The sequence below is a fragment of the Sulfurimonas marina genome (genome assembly GCF_014905095.1).
Taxonomy (GTDB): domain Bacteria; phylum Campylobacterota; class Campylobacteria; order Campylobacterales; family Sulfurimonadaceae; genus Sulfurimonas; species Sulfurimonas marina.
The window spans coordinates 2,085,409-2,107,579 of the sequence record NZ_CP041165.1 but is presented as its reverse complement, the minus strand read 5'-3'; the positions used below and the strand labels follow the sequence as shown (position 1 = coordinate 2,107,579).

General features: G+C 38.2%; 18 protein-coding genes. 15 read left to right on the top strand and 3 right to left on the bottom strand.

Annotation, left to right across the window (positions count from 1 at the left end; translation table 11 throughout):
* On the top strand, positions 1 to 324 hold the full coding sequence (locus FJR03_RS10735) for a transcriptional repressor (RefSeq protein WP_193113497.1): 324 nt from the start codon (positions 1 to 3) through the stop codon (positions 322 to 324).
* 402 nt (positions 325 to 726) lie between these two features.
* Here FJR03_RS10735 and FJR03_RS10730 read toward each other — a convergent pair whose 3' ends face one another.
* Entirely contained in the window at positions 727 to 1,449 is a 723-nt protein-coding gene (locus FJR03_RS10730) for an EAL domain-containing protein (protein ID WP_193113496.1), read from the bottom strand.
* Positions 1,450 to 1,724: 275 nt separating this feature from the next.
* Here FJR03_RS10730 and FJR03_RS10725 point away from each other — a divergent pair, with 275 nt between their 5' ends.
* From FJR03_RS10725 to FJR03_RS10680, 10 genes are all read left to right on the top strand, one after another.
* Positions 1,725 to 2,486: an outer membrane lipoprotein-sorting protein gene (locus FJR03_RS10725; protein ID WP_193113495.1), complete on the top strand. Its 762-nt coding sequence runs from the start codon at positions 1,725 to 1,727 to the stop codon at positions 2,484 to 2,486.
* Positions 2,487 to 2,494: 8 nt separating this feature from the next.
* A complete protein-coding gene (locus tag FJR03_RS10720) occupies positions 2,495 to 4,075 on the top strand; it encodes a hypothetical protein (protein ID WP_193113494.1) in 1,581 nt (526 codons plus the stop codon).
* Positions 4,076 to 6,382 carry an efflux RND transporter permease subunit gene (locus tag FJR03_RS10715; protein ID WP_193113493.1) on the top strand — a complete coding sequence of 769 codons (2,307 nt, stop codon included), beginning with the start codon at positions 4,076 to 4,078 and terminating at the stop codon, positions 6,380 to 6,382. It begins immediately after the preceding gene.
* A complete protein-coding gene (locus FJR03_RS10710; protein WP_193113492.1) occupies positions 6,379 to 8,544 on the top strand; it encodes a GNAT family N-acyltransferase in 2,166 nt (721 codons plus the stop codon). The genes FJR03_RS10715 and FJR03_RS10710 overlap by 4 nt, the downstream gene beginning before the upstream one ends.
* A gap of 127 nt (positions 8,545 to 8,671) precedes the next feature.
* Positions 8,672 to 10,657, top strand: coding sequence for a DUF805 domain-containing protein (locus FJR03_RS10705; RefSeq protein ID WP_193113491.1), 1,986 nt, complete (start codon positions 8,672 to 8,674; stop codon positions 10,655 to 10,657).
* Positions 10,658 to 10,849: 192 nt separating this feature from the next.
* The gene (locus FJR03_RS10700; RefSeq protein WP_193113490.1) at positions 10,850 to 12,034 is read left to right on the top strand and encodes a TolC family protein; all 1,185 of its coding nucleotides are present in this window, start codon (positions 10,850 to 10,852) and stop codon (positions 12,032 to 12,034) included.
* A complete protein-coding gene (locus FJR03_RS10695) occupies positions 12,031 to 13,200 on the top strand; it encodes an efflux RND transporter periplasmic adaptor subunit (protein WP_193113489.1) in 1,170 nt (389 codons plus the stop codon). The genes FJR03_RS10700 and FJR03_RS10695 overlap by 4 nt, the downstream gene beginning before the upstream one ends.
* A gap of 2 nt (positions 13,201 to 13,202) precedes the next feature.
* The gene (locus tag FJR03_RS10690) at positions 13,203 to 13,925 is read left to right on the top strand and encodes an ABC transporter ATP-binding protein (protein ID WP_283949391.1); all 723 of its coding nucleotides are present in this window, start codon (positions 13,203 to 13,205) and stop codon (positions 13,923 to 13,925) included.
* A complete protein-coding gene (locus FJR03_RS10685) occupies positions 13,915 to 15,129 on the top strand; it encodes an ABC transporter permease (RefSeq protein ID WP_193113487.1) in 1,215 nt (404 codons plus the stop codon). The genes FJR03_RS10690 and FJR03_RS10685 overlap by 11 nt, the downstream gene beginning before the upstream one ends.
* A gap of 1 nt (position 15,130) precedes the next feature.
* Entirely contained in the window at positions 15,131 to 16,900 is a 1,770-nt protein-coding gene (locus tag FJR03_RS10680; RefSeq protein ID WP_193113486.1) for an ABC transporter ATP-binding protein, read from the top strand.
* Here the strand turns inward: FJR03_RS10680 and FJR03_RS10675 are convergent.
* Positions 16,892 to 17,275 (bottom strand): bacteriohemerythrin, encoded by a 384-nt coding sequence (locus FJR03_RS10675; protein WP_193113485.1) that lies wholly within the window; start codon positions 17,273 to 17,275, stop codon positions 16,892 to 16,894. The two genes, FJR03_RS10680 and FJR03_RS10675, sit on opposite strands and share 9 nt — an antisense overlap.
* Positions 17,276 to 17,371: 96 nt before the next feature.
* Between FJR03_RS10675 and FJR03_RS10670 the strand changes: the two genes are divergently transcribed.
* The 3 genes from FJR03_RS10670 to FJR03_RS10660 are packed head-to-tail and all read left to right on the top strand — an operon-like array spanning position 17,372 to position 18,753.
* On the top strand, positions 17,372 to 17,614 hold the full coding sequence (locus FJR03_RS10670) for a hypothetical protein (RefSeq protein ID WP_193113484.1): 243 nt from the start codon (positions 17,372 to 17,374) through the stop codon (positions 17,612 to 17,614).
* Positions 17,614 to 17,925: a YqfO family protein gene (locus tag FJR03_RS10665; protein WP_193113483.1), complete on the top strand. Its 312-nt coding sequence runs from the start codon at positions 17,614 to 17,616 to the stop codon at positions 17,923 to 17,925. Before FJR03_RS10670 ends, FJR03_RS10665 begins: the two co-directional genes overlap by 1 nt.
* Positions 17,926 to 17,928: 3 nt before the next feature.
* On the top strand, positions 17,929 to 18,753 hold the full coding sequence (locus FJR03_RS10660) for a D-hexose-6-phosphate mutarotase (protein ID WP_193113482.1): 825 nt from the start codon (positions 17,929 to 17,931) through the stop codon (positions 18,751 to 18,753).
* Here FJR03_RS10660 and FJR03_RS10655 read toward each other — a convergent pair.
* Positions 18,734 to 20,239 (bottom strand): response regulator transcription factor, encoded by a 1,506-nt coding sequence (locus FJR03_RS10655; RefSeq protein ID WP_193113481.1) that lies wholly within the window; start codon positions 20,237 to 20,239, stop codon positions 18,734 to 18,736. The two genes, FJR03_RS10660 and FJR03_RS10655, sit on opposite strands and share 20 nt — an antisense overlap.
* A 129-nt stretch (positions 20,240 to 20,368) precedes the next feature.
* On the opposite strand from FJR03_RS10655, the gene FJR03_RS10650 reads away from it, so the two are divergent.
* Complete coding sequence (locus FJR03_RS10650) at positions 20,369 to 22,153, top strand: CHASE domain-containing protein (protein ID WP_193113480.1); 1,785 nt, start codon at positions 20,369 to 20,371, stop codon at positions 22,151 to 22,153.
* The last annotated feature ends 18 nt before the right edge of the window (positions 22,154 to 22,171 follow it).

Below are 22,171 nucleotides of genomic sequence, written 5' to 3'. Positions count from 1 at the left end.
ATGTTATATATCAGTGCTAAAGGGCGAGCTAGTTTAACAAAATTTAGAACTTCTATCTATGACCATATCAAGAAAAACAGACTGCGCTACTCCGATCAACGTGAGCGTGTACTGAAAATTTTACATGCGCAAAGTTATCCGGTGAGTATAGAGTTTATCTCTAAAAAACTTAAAGAGGAGAGAGTAGGTGCAGGGTATGCAACAGTTTCAAGACACATAAAGTTTTTTGAAGAGCTTGATCTGCTTATTACGGTAAATAAAATACCTAAAGGGTATCTGCTGAAAAAAGATGTAGATTGTGATGAAGTTGAGGTGTTACAATAGATAAAGTGAGAAAAGATTTGCATACCTTGTATGAGAGGTATGCAAATAGCCTTGAATTTTTTGAATTTTATTAACTAAATTTTGACTATGTATTTTAGGAGAAATAGCCGCGTTTATAACTGATTTGGCATCTATTTGATGTTTCTGAGCAAAACAACCTTCATAAAAATAGATGCCATGACATAAAAATCTTCATGTATGTCACTCTTGTATTTATCATTAGTTTTTTAATATATATAACCTCCTTTTTTAAGTTGTTACAATAAAGTTTTATTTAGCAAGGTTTGCCACTAAGTTTTACAATGTTTTTTTTATTTTCTATTTCAAACATTTTCTTTCCTTATTGATAATTGATATCAAAATTGTAACGAAAGAAAGCTTAAATAGAATTGATATTCATTATCAATTAATATCTTGATGCCATTTTTTGATAAACTGATCTTGAAAATAGTACCCTTGAATCAGATCAACTCCCAGCTCTTTGGCGATCTCAAGATCCTCTTTTGTCTCTATCCCTTCGAGCAGACTCAAACGTTTTGAGCTTCTTACATAGTTTACAATCCCTTTGGCTACATCTATGTAGGCATAATCTTTTTTGATCTTATTGATCACGTCAAGATCAAGCTTGATAGTTTTTGCCCTGTGAAACAAAGAGGTAAAAAAGAGTGTGTTAGGTTTTAAAAAATCATCGTAGGCATAAGAGATGTTGTGTTGGTCCATCCAACCCATAAACTCCTCTATAAGAGGCAAATTGTGATCGTGCGAGTTCTCTATGATCTCCAGTTCTATATCTGCGTGTGTCGTAAAAAGGCGTACCCAGTACTCTACATGATCGTTGTTTAAAACTACGTGGGGATCAAGATTGAGAAATAGTCTGTATCCTTTGGGACGATTATCGAGTTGAAAACGTTTTAGTATCGATTCAAAATGGAAAAACGTTTCCGTATCGTCATGGATCGCATTAAAGAACTGATCGGGAGGTACATTTTTGTTTTCATGACGAAAACGGCTTAAAGCTTCATAGCCGTAAATCTCCATTGTATCAAGAGATATAATAGGCTCATAAGCAGCTCCGTAACTCTCATTTAAGATGATAGAAAGGGGGAGCGTGAGGTTTGTTTTCATAGGTAACTCCTTAGTATTTTGATAATTGATATCATAATACTAGCCCTTTATACCTTTAAAATATATTATAATGATAATTACTATCAAATATAAAAGAGTTATCAAGAGACGATATAAGAAACATTATTAGGGATTATAATATAAGAAAAAATAATGTCAAAAAGGAAACATATCACAAAGTTATCATAATTTTTTCTAATTTTTGATACTAATTAAGTTTCATACAATTTTCATGATGATACCATTGACTCACTTTTTAATAGGGGATGTTTTTTATGGTGAAAAAACTGATAGTTTTAGGTATGTTGTCGATTAATGTATTGGCTATAAGCAACTTGGATGTAGCTAAAAAGAGTGAAGCTGCAATGAGTGGATTTAAAGACTCATCTTCTGAGATGACTATGACTTTAATCAATGCAAGTGCTCAAAAGCGTGAGCGCAAAATGAAGATGATCGTACTTGAAAACGATTCGGGGGACAAGTCTTTGATGACTTTCCTTTCACCTGCCGATGTCAAAGGGACGAAGTTCTTAAACTATGAACACGTAAATAAAGATGACGATCAGTGGCTCTATCTCCCGGCTCTTAAACGTGTGAAGCGTATAGCATCCAAGAGTAAATCGGGCTCATTTATGGGGAGTGAATTTTCCTATGAGGACTTAAGCTCTTTTAGTATCGATAAGTTTATCTTTAAGGGGGACGCAAAGCTCGTTACACTTGATGGGAAAAAGATGTATGAGGTGCAGAGAAAACCTAAAAGTAAATACTCAGGCTATACAAAGCAGGTCTCATGGGTTGATCCAAAAACGTTTCTTATCAAAAAAGTTGACTATTACGATCGAAAGCATGAGCTTTTAAAAACTGCACTTTTTGAAAACTATAAAAAGATATCGGGTGTGTGGAGAGTCGGAAAAATGACTATGATCAACCACCAAAACGATAAAAAGACACTGTTAGTTTGGAAAAACGAGAAGATTAAAACAGGGCTCAAGCCAAGAGACTTTCATAAACGCGTTCTTAAGAACAATCGCCTATAAGAGTTTTTATGCGTATTTTAGTTCTATTTTTATTGATCATTACGGCTTTGGCTGCAAAAGATAAAGAGACTTGTTATTCGGTGCAGCTTCTGAGTTACGTACCGCAAAAAAGCTCTTATGAGTTTGAAGCAGATAAATATCCTAACAGTTGTAAACTGTTTGAATTTTCCCATGTCAATGCAGTGAGATGTGGCTGTTTTGAAAAATACGGCGAGGCGAAAAAAGAGCAAAAGGTTTTTCAAAAAAAGTTTAAACAGTCTATGGTTGTTACAACCTACAAGTACCGTTTTGCACCGAAGAGATCGATTGCTGCCGCTATAGAGAAACAAGAGACAGAGGCAGATCTTAACGCTACGAAAGAGGATGAAGCAGAAGAGTTCCCGGAACTTGAGCAGGGCTCATTTTTAGATGATATGACGTTTCAAGGGCATGTGAATTTAGCAGCGCAAACATATATCACAAGACCTTCAGGGAAACATGCAAATAACTATACCGCCTCGGCGGAACTTGAAGCGGCGTACAATAAAGAGAGTTTCAAGGCATTTATGAAACTGCGCGGACAACAAGATTATTATGATCTAAAAGCAAGTGAGGCACATAACGATAGAAGTTACCTTCGCGTAAAAGAGTTATACGCTGCATACGATTTTGAAAATTCACAACTTTTTTTCGGGAAAAATATCAGGTTCTGGGGTGCTTTGGAGGTCAAAAATATTACAGACGTCTTTAATCTTAGAGATTTCCGCTCCGATCCGACTGAAAATGACAAAATGGGTTCTTGGAATATGGCATATACATACTACAGCGACGATGCCGAGATTTCTGCGATCGTAAAGTTTTACGAAGAGAATAGAGCTATGCCTGCATATCCGTATGTATATTACCCTTTTACAAATCAGCTGATTACGTATGAGAGTGATCTGCAAACTACAAAATCTCAAAACAGCCCGAGTATCTACTTTAAATACTCAGGAAGCGGGGATGGTGAGTATGCACTAGATTATTCGATCATTTTTGAACACGGGTATGATTCTCAGCGTTTTTACAATGCTCCGGTTGCACCTGAGTACAAGGTGTATGAGAATGCTTACTATGTGAATAAGTTTATAACATATAACACTCTTGTGGTTGACTCTACTTTGTATAAACTTGAAGCGGTGTATGCGGATGTTTTGGATCAGGAGCTGATCTCTGATTATTATCATCTTGGACTAGGTGTTGAGCACACGTTCACGCAGGTTTATAAAGAGGCGGATCTGGGAGTTTTAGCGGAGTACTACAGATACGGTACCCTGCAGAGTGATACCTACACTGATATAGAACTTTTTGAAGTGTTTCAAAACGATCTTTTTATTGGTGCAAGATACAGTTTTAACGAAGGAAACGATGCAAGTATTGTAGGCGGAGCTATCTTTGACCTTGAGTATGACGAGCAGGTCTACTACATAAAATATGAGAGCAGAATCAACGATATTTTTAAACTCCATCTCGATTACCGTCAGAGTGAGCCATCAGATACTTACGAAACAGCTCTTAAACGTATGGGGAAACAAAAGCGTATGAGTGTGAAAGCGGGGTACTATTTTTAGATGAAGCGCTTTGTCGAAAATATTATCAGGTTCCGTTGGTGGATTGTTATTCTCATACCTCTTTTAACGATTATACTCGGCTATCAGCTTAAAAACGTACAGTTTGACGGTTCGTACCGCATCTGGTTTGGAAAAGACTCTGAAGCTCTGCAAAAGTTTGACAAGTTTCGCTCGGTTTTTGGAAACGATGACTCGATTGTAATTATTTTAGAAGATGAAAAGGGTATCTTTAACAAAAAGGCCTTGGCTTCTATTGAGAGACTGACACAGATGCTTTGGGAGACCCGTTTTATTGCCCGTGTAGATTCACTTACAAACTATCAGTATATCCATAAAGATCAAGAGTATCCAGACGAGATTGTGATCGAGAATTTTATTGAAGATCTCGATCTCCTGTCTTTGCAGCAGCTCCAAGAGAAAAAGGGTATAGCCCTTAAAGAGGATATGCTTCTTGGAAAACTGATAAACGGTGATGCTACGACAACAATGATTGTGGGGCGCCTGACACCTAAAGCAAGCCAGTATTTCGGTTCTTCAAAGATTATCTACGATTTAGTAAGCGGTTATGTAGAAGAGGAGAGTGAAAAAACAGGTTTTCATTTCCGTTTGGCAGGCGGTCCGCCGCTTAATGCCACTTTTAGTTCACTCGGCAAACACGATGCGACAACATATACCCCTTTAGCAATTCTTATTGCGATGATCCTTTTATGGGTTATATTTAAACGTATCTCAGGGGTACTTTTAAGTATAGCGGTTGTTGTTTTTACATTTGTGACAGTTCTCTCTATCCAGATACTGCTTGGGTTTAAACTTAATAACTTTACGGCAAATATGCCTATATTTATCATAGCAATCGGGATAGCCGATGCGATGCACCTTTACTGGATATATTTACTGGGGCGACGTCAAAAGCTAGATAATGAAGAGGCTATATTTTATACTCTAGAGAAAAACTTTTTACCAACTTTTTTAACATCAATCACAACTGCCATTGGTTTTGGCTCTTTGGCGATTTCAGAGATCGTACCCATAAAAACTTTAGGGATAGCGACTGCAAATGCCGCACTTTTAGCGTTTGTGATTACGATATTTTTTGTCCCTGCAGTTCTAGCTATCATTAACCCGAAAGTAAAAGTGAAAAAGGTTACAAAAAAAGAGAAAAAACTGGGAAGTTTTGCCCAAAACTATGCGAGATTTATCCGTAGATACGATCTGCAGATTTTAACAATTACTCTTTTTATATTTGTCCTTATAGGTGTGGGAATCTCCCAGCTGAGAGTTGATTCCAATACGATCAGATATTTACGTGACGATGTGGTTTTCAAACAAACGATCCATTTTATAGAGGAAAAACTTACAGGTCCTATGGCATATGAGATCGTGGTAGATTCTAAAAAGAAAGACGGGATCAAAGACCCCGTATTTATGAAAAAAGTTGAGCAGTTTTCAAATGAGTTTCAAAAAAGATATGCTGATGTAAGACATATCTCTTCACTGGTTGATGTGGTAAAGAAGTTTAATGATGTGATGCAGGGGAGTAAACAGATTCCAAACAATCAAAACCTGATCGCACAGTACCTACTTCTGTATTCACTCTCATTGCCGCAAGGGATGGAGATAAATGACAAGATGGATGTAGATGAACAGCGTCTGCGTGTGACCGCTTCTTTAAACGTAGTGGATACTTCGCTTGACTTGGAGATGATAAGATGGGCAGAGGAGTGGTGGAAAAACACACCATACTCTGCAGAGGTAAACGGGCAGACGGCGATGTTCGCACATATGCAGCATGATGTAACCGCTACGCTTGTGGAGTCTATTGTTTTAGCGATCGCGGTTGTCTCGTTTGTAATGCTGCTAATATTTAGAAATATCCGTATGATTCCGCTTTTTATCATCCCAAATGTCTTACCTATTGTACTTGTTATAGGAGTGATGGGCTGGCTTGGGATGAGCATAGATATTGGAGTGGCAATCTCAGGTGCCATTATCATCGGTGTGGCGGTAGATGATACTATCCATTTTCTTATAAAGTACAAAGAGGCCAGAGAAAAAGGGATGGATTTTCTAGGTGCACTTGCTTATACGATTGAGTTTGCCGGTTTGGCAATTGTGTTTACGACGATAGTGCTGAGTCTGGCATTTGCTATTTTTAGTCTTTCGCAGTTTATGCCAAATGTTAATTTTGGAATTATTACCGCCATTGCCCTTGTGATTGCAGTGGTAGTAGATCTTGTGATGCTGCCGGCAATTTTAAGCAGATATGATGGGAAAAAGAGAAGTTTTTTGTGTGAGGTGAAACAATGATAATGGATGTACAAAGATTGGTTGATGTAAACCTTTCAAAACAGATGAAAACGTTACCGAGTTGGGCGAGAAAATTAACTATAAGTAGTTTGCAAAAACTGTTTTGTGAGAAGCGTTTAAACGAGATAGACAGAGGCAAAGAGCATCTAAGGGGTCTTGATTTTACAGACAATCTTTTAGATGGGCTTGGGATCACCTATACTGCCAAGCCTCAAGAGTTGAAAAATATCCCTGCAACGGGTAGGCTTTTAGTGATTGCAAACCATCCTACAGGGATGCAGGATTCGTTTTCACTAGTACAGCTGATCGCAAATGCCAGAGAGAACAAAACGGTAAAACTGCTTATCAACTCTATGATGTACGAGATCTCAAAAGGGTTTGGCTGGGGGATTCCGGTTGACGTTACAGGGGGAATTACAAAAGGGAGTTTAAAAGCTATTCACGAAGCGCTAGAGAATGAGGAGGCCGTGATCATTTTTCCCGCGGGATATGTGAACCGTTTTTCATTTGTAAAAGGGCTTAAAGATGATGACTGGAAAGCAAGCTTTTTTAAAATCGCACAAAAAACAAAAACACCTATACTTCCAATCAAAATTAAAGGGAGAAACTCATTCCCTTTTTATCTTGCTTCACTTCTTTTGCCGAATAAAATATCGGCTCTGCTACTGATGAAAGAGTTTGTAAATGCTTCAAAACAAAAGCCGCTTTGTTTTACGATCGGAAAGGTGATCCCGCCTGAGTCGTTTGCAAATAAAGAGGTGACTGTAGATGAGTATGTAAAGATGTTTTATCAGCACCTCTATACACTGGAGAGTAATAAAGGGGATATCTTAAAAACAGAGATCACAATAGGGGCTCCGAAAAATAAAAAGATGCTCAAAGACGAGGTACAAAGAGCGGAGTATCTAGGAGATACTGCTGACGGCAAGTCTATTATTTTAGCAGATGCGAAAAATTCCCCATTTCTTTTACGTGAGCTTGGACGTGTGCGTGAGATCTCATTTCGTGCGATTGGCGGAGGAACGGGACTCTCACACGACAACGATCTCTACGATGAATACTACAAACATCTGATCCTTTGGGACAACGATGAGCTGGAGATTGTGGGTGCATATAGAATCGGTGAGTGTGAAGATATTATCAAAGACAAAGGTCGTGCCGGGCTTTACACATACAATCTTTGTACATTCAGTGAGGATTTTCAAGAGTATTGCGGCAATTCAGTAGAACTGGGACGCAGCTTTGTGCAGCCCAAATATTGGAGTACGAGAGCGTTAGATAATCTTTGGCAGGGAGTGGGCGCGTATCTCGCACACAATCCAAAGATAAAACATACTTACGGTACGGTAACGATCAATGCAGATACTCCAAAAAAAGCGGTAGCGGCACTTGTTTATTTTTACTCAAAACACTTTGCCTGTACAAGTCATATGATGGAGGCAAAAAATCCTTATGTGATGTCGGATGAGGATAAAGAGGAGTTTGACGAACTTTTTAAAGAACTCTCATATAAAGACGGGTTTACAGTGCTCAAAAAGTATCTTAAAGATCTCGGTACATCTGTCCCTACACTTTTTAAACAATATACGGAACTTTATGAAGAGGGGGCTGTACGCTTTTTTGATTTTAGTGTAAACGAAGGGCTTTTCGGTGTGGTTGAGGGGTTTATTATCGCAGATAATTCCCGTATGAAAAAAGAGAAAAGAAAGCGTTACATTGAGAACTATGAGAAGCTGAAAGTGACAGACCGTCTGACGGGTCTGTATAACAAAAGTTATTTTTATGAGAAGATGGAAATGGTAGTGAAGTATCAGAGAAAAACAGATACAAATTTTGCCTTTGTTATGTTGGAACTTTGCGGTGTGGAAGTGGATGATGCCACGGTTGTAAAAGTTGCAAAAACACTGCAAAAACTCTTAAGAGACGATGACCTTATTATTAAATGGGATAAGAAAAAGTATGCACTGGTTTTGAAAAATGTATCTAAAGATGATTTAGAGATAATCATAAGCAAGTTACAGTCATCGATTAAAACAGCGTCAAATTATGCTACGACATTTTATAAAGAGAAAGAGAATATTGAAGATACGGTTGTTCGTGTGGAACATGAGTTGTATAGCAAACAAGCCCTTAATGAAGGACTTATCGTTAAAGCTTCGTAGCCAGACGAAAAAAAAGTTAATAAAAGTAACATAATAATTTTTTATAAAAAGTTTTTCAATAATCAGGGGTAAGTCTATGGCTTTTTTTTGTAAATTATCATAATTTTATTTTATACATAGGGAAAATATGAAGGGAAACATATTATTTTACGATGCAGAGAAGCTGCAGGGGGTAATCAGCGGTGAGGATGGTAAGCGTTATACGTTTACAAAAGAGGATGTTAGCGGTGACGGAGCATTAAATCAGGGGCAAGAGGTAGACTTTTTAAGTGAAGACGGAGAGAGTGCACAAGATGTATATCTGCTAAATGCAACGACTCCAAAGGTAGAGAATGTTCATATCTCAAACGGTCCGGCTACTGAGTATGTGTTATGTAAACCGGGGGGACTTTTTTCAGCGAAAGGGTGTTATACACGTGCACAGTGGTGGAAAGTATTTGTATCACTAATCGCTCTAAGTATAGCATTGTGGATGATGGAGTACTTCTTTGTCATTAAAGGTATGGCGGATATGGCTACAAATGTGCTCAATGGAGATGCAGCTTCAGAGATCTCACGCCGTGTAGATAAGAAAATAGGTCTGGGGATGGTTATCTCAGTAATATTTACTATCTCATGGTTTGTAATGTTCTGGGTAAGTTTAGTAACTTCTATTAAACGTTTTCACGATGCAAATCTCTCTGGTTGGATGTGGTTGCTTAACTTCATCCCTTTTGTCGGTCCTATTATTGTGTTTATCATTAATGGTTTTGTAGGGACTAAACCGCTTGGTAACATGTATTGTGTAGCAAAAAATGCGCATGGTATGCCTATTGTAAAAGGTTCTCCTGAGGCAGAAGCTCTTGAAAACGTAGAGGCGCAGCAGACAGAGATGAAAGAGAAGATTAAGCAGGAAAAAGCAAATAAGCCTCCGATGTCGGCTAAGACAAAGAAAAAGATTGCAATAGGTGTAGGTGTGTTCTTAGCTGCAGCTATACCTGCTATCTATTTTGCATTTTTTATGCACTATACACATACGGTTACTGAATCAAACGGTGCAAAAACTTCTATAGAGTATAAAAGTTATGTTTCATATATGACCGACAAGGTTAAAGACGGTGCAATGCTGGAGTGGTATCCCGATGGCAAACCTAAGCTTGAAGCTCATTATAAAGATGACCTAAAAGACGGTGTTTTTAAGAGATGGACTCAAGAGGGTGTATTAATATCTGAAGAAAATTATAAACTAGATAGAAAAGATGGAGTTTTTAAATTCTTTGAGCGTAATGGGAAGCTTAATCATGAAGAGAACTATAAAAATGGGCAAAAAGACGGTGCCTTTAAATACTATAGCAGTTATACTGGAAAGCTTGTAAGAGAAGAAAACTATAAAGATGACAAAAGAGATGGTGTCTTTAAAAGCTGGAACTCTAAAGGAGAACTGGAAAATGAAGAGCATTATAAAAATGGTTTAAAAGACGGTATTTTCAAAAAGTACAGAAATGGCAAGTCTTATCGTGAAGAGAACTATAAAAATGGACAAAAAGATGGTGCATTTAAAGTTTGGAGTTATTATGACGGCTATTTAGAGCGTGAAGAGCATTATAAAAATGGGAAAAAAGACGGCGTTTTTAAAAGATATAACCGTGATGGTAGTGCATCTTCGGAGGAAAATTATAAAGATGGTAAAAGAGACGGTGCATTTAAAAGCTGGAGCAGTAAAGGTCTGCTGAGATACGAAAATAACTACTCTATGGGCAAGAAACACGGTGTACAAAAATCTTATGATTACTCTTCGGGACGACAAACTCGTGAAGAAAACTATAAAAACGGTGATAAAGACGGTGTATTTAAAAGCTGGAACTATAAAGGGGTATTAGTCCATGAAAAAAATTACTCTAACAATCAACCAGACGGTGTGCAAAAATATTATGATTCTTCTACCGGGAAATTAAAGAACTTAGAAACATATAGCTACGGCAAACGTAGTGGACTCTATCAACGTTGGTACCGTGGTAAAAAAGTAGAAGAGGGTAAATACTCTTACGGTAAAAAAGACGGCTACTGGAAATACTGGGATTCTAGAGGCAGACTTACAAAAAGATACTACAGTTTAGGAAGATTGATCCGCTAAATGAGTCATTCCGTCAATCTTTGACGGAGTACTCATAATCTCTATTTTAAAAATCAAACAAACATTTTTTAGCTGCTTATTTACATTTATACCCAAAAATATTGGTTACAATACTTTTAGATAAACAAAATAGATTTTTTTAAAAGTGAGAAACAAGTGGGGTATAAACCATTATTTTTAAACCTTTTTCTTTTGAGTATAAGCACTTTTGTAACTTTATCTCATGCCGAAGATGTAGCACTGACGGCGGATAAAAGTACGATATTAGAGCAAAAGAAAAAAAGCATAGAAGCGGGAGCAGAGGTACAGCGTTACGAATGGCTCTCACCTCTTAATCTCTCTGCATCGCATACACAGCAGTACTCAGATAAAACAAATACAAGAAGCGGACTCTCTCAACTCTCGGCTTCATTTTCACAAAACCTTTTTCGCTCGGGCGGGATCTACTATACGATCAAGTATGCTAATGACAAGTACAATTACGATGCCCTTTCACTAGAGCAACAACATAAAAATTACCAAAAAGAGATCATCCTATCGGCATTACGCATTAAAAAGTATGAACTCCAGCTAAAACAGAGTGAATATTTGGTTGAAAACAAAAAGATTACACTCTTTTTAAAACAGACACAGTACGAACTTGGCGATATCGACATCACCCTCTTAAACGATGCATTGATGGAGAAAAATACCGAACAGACAAACTACGTACTTTTGCAAGAGACACTTGCAAATGAGCAGTTGGAGTTGCAAAAATACACCGAAGCAGCGGTAGACTCAATCTCTCTGCCGACATTTTCATTGATCGATGAGGAAACCTACACCAAAAACAACTACAATATTGCCATGGCAAAACAACAAAACAGCGTCACTTACGACAGCTATAGAAAAGGGATGGCTGAGTATCTTCCCTCTTTGAAATTAAATGCTCAAGCAACCTACACAAGTTATGACAGCGGTGCCGTTGTTTTAAATCAAAACGGTACACTCTACAGTGCAGGCTTAGTGCTAAATATTCCGCTTGATTACAACACTTTTGCAGCAAAAGAGGAGATGTATACCTCTTTTTTAGAGCAAAAAGCACAAACAAACGATACCCAAAGAGAAGAGCTTTTGGAGTATAAAAAAACACTTCTGAGCATCAAGCGCTATCAAGATGTCAACAAAATTTTACAAGAGAACTTAGAACTCTATACGAAGTTGAAAAAGATTACGCAAAAAGCTTTTGAAACAGGGTATAAAACAGGATACGATGTGCAGATTTTAGAAAACTCTATCAACTCTGCAAAACTGGAGATAGAGATAAACAAAATAAATATACAACTCTCCCTTGCTACATTACATTTTGCACTAAGAGATACAAAGGAACAATTATGAAAGAGCAGTCATTAGAAGAGACTATAGGTGTGCATAAAACAAAAAAATCGCAATGGAAACGCTGGCTTATATGGTTAGGTTTAATAGTTGTTATTGGGGCAGTTGCAGGGATGAAGTTTATGCCTGAACAAAAACGCATCGAATACAAAACAGAAGCAGCAAAATCTAGAGATATTGTGATTACCGTTTCGGCAACGGGTAATCTGGAGCCTACTAATACAGTTGATGTGGGTATTGAGGTTTCAGGAACGATTACAGAAGTGTATGTTGACTTTAACGATCATGTAAAAAAAGGGGAGGTTCTAGCCAAAATCGATACTACTAAACTAGAATCAAAGGTGAGAAACTCAAAAGCGGCATTAGCGGTTGCAAAAGCAGATCTTGAAAACACAAAAGTTTCACTTCATAATGCAAAAGTGGAGTATGAGCGTGCACAATCATTATTTAAATCAACGGGAGGTAACTACCCTTCAAGCAAAGAGATGGATGCAACAAAAACTACCTATGATCTTGCAAGTGCAAGTTATACCGGGAAAAAAGCGCTGGTATTACAAGCTGAAGCAAACTTGCAGTCAAATGAAGATGATCTGCGTAAAGCGGTTGTACACTCACCGCTTGAGGGGATTATCTTGGATCGCAGCATAGATGTTGGACAAAGCGTTGTTGCCTCTATGCAGGTTCCGGTACTTTTTACGATCGCAGAAAATCTGGCAAAGATGGAGCTTTCTGTAAGTGTCGATGAAGCAGATATCGGCCAGGTACAAAAAGGGCAGAGCGTGACGTTTAGCGTTGATGCCTACCCGAAAAAAACTTTTAGCGGTACGATCACCAAAGTGCAGTTTAACTCGGAGATAGTTGACGGGGTTGTAACGTACAATGCGATTGTGGCGGTAAATAATGACAATCTGCTTTTACGACCGGGGATGACGGCAACTGCACAAATAAAAACGCAGGAGCTTAAACAGGTACTTACTATCCCTAATGCGGCACTAAGATATGCTCCAAAATCGGAAACTATGGAGAATACTAAGGGGGAGAGAGTTTGGAGTTTAGAAAACGGTAAACCTAAAGCACAAGATGTAGTGTTAGGGGAAAGTGACGGTGTCTATACAATTGTTAAAAGCGGATTGGCAAAAGATACACAAGTGATCATAGGTAGTAAATAGTTATGTCCGAGAAAAAAAATCCCCCATTGATTGAGTTTAGAAAAGTTAAAAAAGTGTACGGTAGCGGAGAAGCTACTGCATATGCACTCAAAGGGATTGACTTAGCGATTGAGAAAGGGGAGTTTGTAGCGATCATGGGACCGAGCGGTTCGGGAAAATCGACTATGATGAACATCATAGGTTCTTTAGATGTTCCAAGCAGCGGAGAGTATCTGTTTGAGGGTGCCGATGTCGGAAGTTTAGATAAAGACCAGCTCGCTCTTTTAAGACGCTATTATCTGGGATTTGTTTTTCAAGGGTTTAATCTTTTGGCAAAAACGACAGCTCTGGAAAATGTTGAACTCCCTCTGATCTATAAAGGGATCAAACCCCAAGAGCGTAAAAAGATGGCTTTAGAGGCGTTGGAGAAAGTGGGCATAGCTCAGGTATGGGAACATACTCCAGGAGAGCTCTCAGGTGGACAGCAACAGCGTGTGGCAATTGCAAGAGCGATAGTGACAAACCCTAAAATACTTTTAGCCGATGAGCCGACGGGGAACTTGGATACGGCAAGAAGTATAGAGATAATGGAGCTGTTGCAAAAGTTTAATAAAGAGCAGGGGATTACCGTTATCATGGTAACACATGAAGAGGATATGGCAAGTTTTGCACAGAGAATTATCCATTTTAAAGATGGTTTGATCGAAAACATAAAGTTAAATGGAAAGGGTAAAGATGTTCATTAATGCCTTATTGCTTGCCATAAAAGAGATCAGAAGAAATTTACTGCGCTCATTCCTAACGGTGCTTGGAATTGTGATCGGTGTTGCTTCGGTTATTGCCATGGTGATTTTAGGGGATGGGACAACTGCACATATTACACAAAACATCTCTAAACTCGGAAGCAATATGTTGACATTAACTCCGGGAGCTGAACGAAGAGGTCCGGCATCTGCAGGGATTACTACAAAACCTTTTAATATAGATGATATTGCCGTGCTCCAAAGGGAGACAACCTACATCAGTGCGGTTGCCCCTTCAACTGCTGCAAGTTTAACGGCCGTTTACGGAAATGAAAACCATACGACGGCGGTATACGGTACAAACAACGACTATTTTACGATCCGTGACTGGACCATAGATAAAGGGAGAACATTTACCGAGCAAGAACTTAGCAGTGGAAAAGCCGTGTGTGTAATAGGACATACGGTTCAAGAGGAGTTATTTGGACAGCAAAACCCGATCAATAAAAATATACGTTTGGAAAAATTCTCGTGTCAGGTGATAGGTACTTTGGAGTCTAAAGGGGCTGCGGGTATGCGTGGAATGGACCAAGACGACTTTATAGCGGTTCCGATCAGGATGTTCCAGCGCCGAATAAGCGGGAGCAGAGATATCAGTGCAATTTTGCTTTCGTTTAAAAAAGATGCAAATATAGAAGAAGCAAAAAAAGAGGTCACACTCATTACGCGTGAGATCAGACGTATCCGTAAAGGGATGGATGATGATTTTCATGTTCACGATATGCGTGACATCATAAAAACGATGACATCTACGACGAAAATGTTAACCTATCTGCTTGGCTCTGTTGCAGCTATTAGTTTACTCGTAGGCGGAATCGGGATTATGAATATTATGCTGGTCTCGGTTACCGAGCGTACCCGAGAGATTGGTATCCGTCTTGCAATAGGTGCGATGGAGCGAGAAGTATTGCTGCAGTTTTTGGTAGAATCAATTGTGCTTTCATCTTTGGGCGGACTGATAGGGATTATTATCGGTTTAGCAATTGCTCTTGGAGCGACAAACTATTTTGATATACCTTTTATTATCAATACAACGGTGATTATCGTTGCTTTTATATTTTCTATGTTTGTGGGGATATTTTTTGGATATTTCCCTGCAAAAAAAGCGGCAAAAATGAATCCTATAGATGCACTAAGGCATGAATAATATGGAGAAAGAACCAATATCTTTAAAGTATCTTTTTAAACTGGTTTTACAGAAAAAAAGAGCCCTTGTCTGGGGACAGATAATCACTTTTATAACGATACTTATAAGTGTCCCTATCCCTTTGATGCTCCCTGTTATGGTCGATGAGGTGCTCTTGGATAAACCGGCTCAGATAGTTTCGACAATCGATCAGCTTTTTGGAGCCGGAAATGCTTTTTATTACATAGCACTTGTAACTTTTGCGGTGGTATTTTTACGCTTTATCTATTTCATCTTTACGGTTGTGATCACAAAAATCTTTACCAAGATCGCAAAATATGTCACGTTTGAAGTGCGAAAAAAGGTGATCGAGCATCTAAAAATCACCTCTATGAACGAGTACGAAACGATTGGAAGCGGCGCAATTACCGCAAATCTCATCACCGATGTAAATACGTTAGATAGTTTCATTATGACAAGTGCCAGCCGTTTTGTCGCTTCGGTTTTGACAATGATAGCGGTGGGGATTGTGATGATAGCGATCGATCCTGTTCTTGGACTTTTGATACTCTTGATTCAGCCCTTGATTATGTTTATCTCCAAAAAGATGGTCAAACGTGTGGGTGTGCTCAAAAAAGAGGAGAACGAATCTATTGAGCGTTTTCAGGAGGATATCGGGGAATCTTTAGAGCTGTTTGGACAGATCAAAGCGAGTAACAAAGAGAACTACTTTTTTTCAAAAGCTATAACACAAGCAGAGGATATTCAGAAAACCTCCAATGAATACGGTTATAAAAGTGTAGCTTTTGAAAAACTTTCTTACACGATATTTCTAATCTTTTTTGAGCTTTTACGGGCAAGCGGACTTTTACTCGTGGCGTACAGTGATCTGAGCATCGGGATGATGTTTGCAATGTTTGGCTACATCTGGTTTATTATGACACCGGTGCAGGATATCCTTTCTATGCAGTACTCCTACTCCTCGGCTACAGCTGCTATCAAACGACTCAACCGAGTGCTTGGTTTAAAAACGGAAGCTAGCGGAGCAGAACAACTCTCTACAGAGAGACTTGATCTGAAACTCTCCCATGTGAACTTTTCTTACAACAAAGAAAAAAGGGTGCTTGAAGATATCTCTTTAGAGATCCCAAGCGGTGCAAAAGTAGCTTTTATCGGTGCGAGCGGGAGCGGAAAAACAACACTGGCTCAGATCATCTCGGGCTTTTATGAAAAAGAGAGCGGGAGTTATCAGTGTAACGGTGTAGAGATAGAAGATATTGACAAGCATTCACTTCGAGAGAAGATATTTTTAGTATTGCAGATGCCCATACTTTTTAATGCGACTTTGCGTTTTAACATTACGATGGGGGATGAGAGTATAAGCGATGAAGAGATAGCAAGAGCACTCGAGATCGCACAACTAAGCAAGATGTTGGAGGGGATGCCAAAAGGGCTTGAAACGATTGTAGGGCATCATGGTATTCGTCTCTCAGGCGGGCAGCGTCAGCGTCTAAGCATTGCCCGTATGATCATAGCCGATCCAAGTGTAGTGATCTTTGATGAATCCACTTCTGCACTTGACGTTCACACCGAAGCAAAACTTTACGCGACACTTACACCGCTTTTAAAAGATAAAACCGTTATTACGATCGCCCATCGTCTGAGTACCGTTAAAAATGCAGATATGATCTATGTCCTTGAAAACGGAAAAATCGTCCAGCAAGGGACTCATAAAGAGTTAGAAGAGGAGGAGGGACACTATATGGAGTTCTTAAAAAGGCAGTTACTGTAACTCTATATTCCTCTCTTTTAAAAACATTGCAAATTGGGAATCTATATTTATGACGTGGCGTTTAAACTTGTCATAGGCGTAGTCATTGATGTATGATTTTCCAAACATAGGCATTTTTTGCGCCTGTGCATAAAAGTATTCCATCTCGCCCAGCAGGTTTTTGTGCTCCTCTTTGTGTTCCGTTTTTGCGTAAAATTCATACTTATCCATCAGTTTCTCTTCAAAACTAAAATGCTCCCTGGTGTGTTCTATAAGCTCTGAAAACAAAGGTAAGAACTGCTTTGAAGTACAAGACTTTATAAGAGAGAGTATTTGTAAAAACTCATCGTGTTTTTCATCCATAGCCGGTATGTTTATATGTAGCTCGTCTTTCATTGCATTCTCTTTTTATTTTACGGAGTTGCAAGTATTATGCCGCCAAGAGATGGTAAAATATCGTAATGAAAATCTCAAACGGAGAGTTAGTAGAGAATGAAAGAGATAAAACTGAGTGTAGATGAACAAAATGTTGAAATCGTTATGACAATACTAAATAGTTTAAAAGCGGGGCTAATTGAGAAGATAGAGCTAGACGGTACGGTGACAAAAACAAGACCGACACAGTACCAGCCTAAACTAAAAGCGGTAGATGAAAAAGACTCGGGACCAAATGATAAAACCGGAAAATACGCTTCACCTGCGGCTTTTAAAGCAAGACTTAACAAGAGAAAATAATGTATAAACTCAACTTTTTCGTCCCCGAAGCTGATAAAGAGAGGGTAAAAGAGGCTCTTTTTGCACTAGGTGTCGGAAGATACGAGAACTATGAGTGTTGTTCGTGGGAGACTCTAGGACAGGGACAGTTTAAGCCTATAGAGCAGGCGAATCCTGCCATAGGTGAGCTTGATAAACTTGAAGTACTGCCTGAGTATAAAGTGGAGATGATCTGCAAAGATGAGCTGATAAAAGAGGCTGTAAAAACGCTCAAAGAGGTACACCTTTACGAAGAGGTAGCGTACGAAGTTTTTAAGATGGCGGAGTTTTAAAAGATGATAAAAAAGCTTCAAAACGGGTTTGAATATGTAGAGATAAGTAATAAAGCTGCAATTGCTAAAATAGCTTTGCAGGGTGCACATCTTTTTCACTATGAGCGCAGCAGTGAGATACCTTTACTGTGGCTGAGTGATGCAAGTAAATTTGAATTAGGAACTGCTATCCGCGGAGGGGTGCCGATCTGCTGGCCCTCTTTTGGAAATAACAATCCTAAACTTCCGCAACACGGGTTTGCCAGAACGGTAATGTGGCAACTAGGTGAGATTCAAGAGCTTGATGAAGATACTACACAACTTAGATTCTCTTTGGAAGATTCAAAAGAGAGTAGAGAGTTATGGGATTATAAATTTTTGGTAGAGCTTACGATCAGAGTTGGAAAAACACTTGAGATGGAGTTAAAAACTACAAACTGTGACAATGTTCCTTTTACAATCACTCAAGCGCTTCATACATATTTTAATGTATCGGCGATCGAAGATGTCACTATAGAAGGACTAGAGGGTAAAAAATACCTTGATGCACTTACTCTGCAACACCATACACAAGTGGATGAGATACGATTTTCTCAAGAGGTGGATCGTGTCTATCAGGGTGTGGAAGATACGATTATTTTAAAAGATGCCAACCGCGAGATAGAGCTTAAAAACAGCGGTTCTAAGAGTGTAGTTGTGTGGAATCCGTGGATCGACAAGTGTGCAAGAATGAGCGGTATGAAACCGGATGCCTATAAAGAGTTTGTATGTATAGAGAGTGCAAATGCGTATGAGGATAAGCGCGAGATCTTACCAAATAAGAGTCATACTATACACCTAAGTGTTTAAACTCACGTATAAGAGCCATTTGCCTGCTGGCAAGATAGTCTTTGAGTTGATGGAGATTGTGCTTAGTGAGCTCATACATTGTTATAAGATAATAGTTTTTCCCGTTTTCATCAATTCTGTAAACATTTGAATCTGTTGTTATGGAGATGAGTCTGCCGTTAAGGTTAAGGTTAAATGAGATTTTAAGTTCAGTCCCAACTACGAGCCCTGCAGGTAGAGCATCGATCGCAATTTTTACGGAGACTTCCGAAATATCTACAATTCTGGTTTTTCCTTCAAATTTGATGTTTTTATAAAAGATCGTACAGCTATGGTTCTCTTCAGGCTCTAGACGGATATACTGTCTATCTGCTACTTCTTGAAGCGCAAAACTCATCTTTCCTATAGTGACAGATTGGCTGTCCATATCAACCTGTTTGATATCACGGCAGATGACACTCTTTGGAAACACCTCAGAAGATATAGTCAGATATTTTGATAATTGTATGATTTTAAGTTGTGGATAGGGCATTTTAAGTACCACTTCATCATCTGTAATTTTTGCAATTACAGCAGAATTGACAATTGTAAGCCCTTTATAGAAGTTGTGAATTTTAAGTTCTGAAGAGTTGTTTTGAACTACACGCATTAAGGAGGTAATCGACTCTGTGTCTTTTGCAAGACTGTCTCTTCTTGTTGCATCACTGTCAAATAGAGACATAAGATTGAGTTCTGTGACATCATCAAAAGAGAGAACAAAATGCCCCTCCTTTTCAGGTACGGCCCTTGCCTTGAGTATAAGGTGGCGGCTTTCGTTTTCATGGTTTTTTATTTTTGTATGAAAAAGTTTTCCCGGATTTTCTTTAACTACATCGTACCATTTTTCTGTCGGCGTAGAGTATAAAAACTCTTTATGCTCTTGAAAAAGATCGCCAATATCCGGGTATTTCTTTTCAAAATCCTCAAGGTCCTCAACCCCGAAAAATTCAGAAAAGCGTTGGTTACAAAGTATGAACTCCTCATCATGCATCATTAAAACTATATTGTTTTGATAATTCAAAATAGTACTCAGCTGGTTAGCAAAAAGACATCTGTTTTCCTGATCGTGAATAGCTTTTAGTGCAGAGTAGATACCGTTAAGAAGCTCAGGAACTTTTGCAGGTTTTTGCAGGTAGCGAAACACTCCAAGATTGATAGCTAAATGAAGATACTCCTTCTCATCATAGGCTGATAAGATAATTACCTTACAGTCGGGATCTGCTGTCATCACTTTTTTTATTAATTTAAAGCCGTTGGTTTTAGGCATATTAATATCGGTTATAAGAATTTTAGGCTGATACTCCAAAAATTTTTTATAACCCTCTTCACCGTCTTCAGCCAGTATAATATTTTCGAAAACTCTTCCTAGCAGCTTTTCCATATTATGACGAAGTCCAGCATTGTCTTCAACATAAAGTAAACTTATATCACCGGTCAGTTTTTTTATTGCTAAAAGTTCTTCTTTCATGGAACAATCATACTTATTTTCTCTTCATAGAATTCTTAAACGGCTTCTATATTATAAATATTTGTTATATTTTTAGTATTATGGATTATTATGCTAGAATCTATATAGTTAATATTCAAGGTTATTTTCATGGTTCAATGTATAAAGTTCCTGTTTAGACTTCTAAATAAATATTTTACATATAGTGGTGTAAGTGTTTTTCTTGTTTTTTTACTCTCTTTAGCGTTATCTATAGTGATATGGCTTTATTCGAAAAGCTACTATGACAACCTTGCAGATGAGAGGTTTGAGAGAAGAATATCGGAGAGTTTAGAAAATCTGGAAGATAAGATCTATCTTTATGAAAATATACTGCACAGCGGAATAGGTTTTTTTCAGGGAAGTGATAACGTATCTGCTAAAGAGTGGCATGACTTTGTAGATGCATTGGCAATAAAAAAACGCAATTACGGTATGCAGGGTATCGGGTATGCAGTAATGCTGAAACCTTATGAAGTAGAAGCTATTGAGACAAAGATGCAAAAAGAGGGGATTGATTCATTTTCACTGAAACCAAAAGGGGAAAGGGAAATATATAGCGCTATTTTGTATCTTGAACCTTTGGATAAACGAAACAAAGAAGCTATAGGGTATGATATGTTTTCAGAACCGACTAGAAGAGCGGCGATGGAGATAGCAAGAGATACCGGATTGCCTGCAATCAGCAAAAAAGTAACATTGGTTCAAGAGATAGATTCCGATGTTCAGGCTGGTATGCTGATGTATCTTCCACTTTATAAAAAAGGGACGAAGCCAAAGACGGTAGAGGAGCGTAGAAAACTGCTTAAAGGTTTTGTCTATAGTCCATTTCGTATGAATGACCTTATAAGTACACTTGATGTGAAAAGATCCGCTTTAGAGATGAAAATTTACGATGGTGAAGAGATGACGGATCAGCACCTGTTATATGATTCATTTACTTCCTATGCTAAAAAAGCAAAGTATAGTACGGTGAAAAAGTTTCAAGTGAACAATCTTACATGGAATGTATATTTTGCAAGTACAAAAGAGTTTGATGATGCAACAACAAGTCCATATCCTCTGCTTATAACACTTGTGGGATTGATTGCAAACTTTTTATTATTATTAATCATCTTGGCACTTTTTAAGAGTTTAAAAAACTTAAAAACTCAAACGCAAAAAACAAAAGAGCAAACATCGTATATGCTGCATCAGTCAAGAATGGCACAGATGGGAGAGATGATCAATATGATTGCACACCAGTGGCGCCAACCGCTCTCTTCTATCTCCACTATTTCAGGGACATTGACCATAGATATAGAACTTGATAATTATGAGAAGAAGTTTTTTCTCGAACAGCTTCAGTCGATAGATAACTTATCGCAGCATCTCTCTTCAACGATCAATGATTTTAGAGATTTTTTTAAGGACAAAAAACAGAAGCAATTAGCTACGGCTCATCAGATTGTTGATGAAACACTGCAGATTATCGGGAGCTCTTTTGAGTCTAAAAACATCGAAGTGATAACTGAAGGGGATCACAATATTAGTATATATACTTATGTAAATGAGATTAAACAGGTATTATTAAACATACTTAAAAATGCGGAAGATGCTTTACTAGAGAAAAGAGATGGAGATTTTAAAATATGGATATTATGGTATCAGATAGGAGAGAATGTTACAATAAGTATTGAAGACAATGCTGGAGGGATTCCTGATAAAATAATGAAAAAGATATTTGAGCCTTACTTTAGTACAAAACATGATAATAACGGTACGGGACTCGGACTTTATATGTCAAAGACGATTGTTGAGGAACATTGTAACGGAACCCTCAGTGTGACCAATACAGAACGTGGGGCAAATTTTACAATAGAGATTCCTACGGCAACTGATGAAATTGATAATTAGAGATAAAAGAAGGAGAGT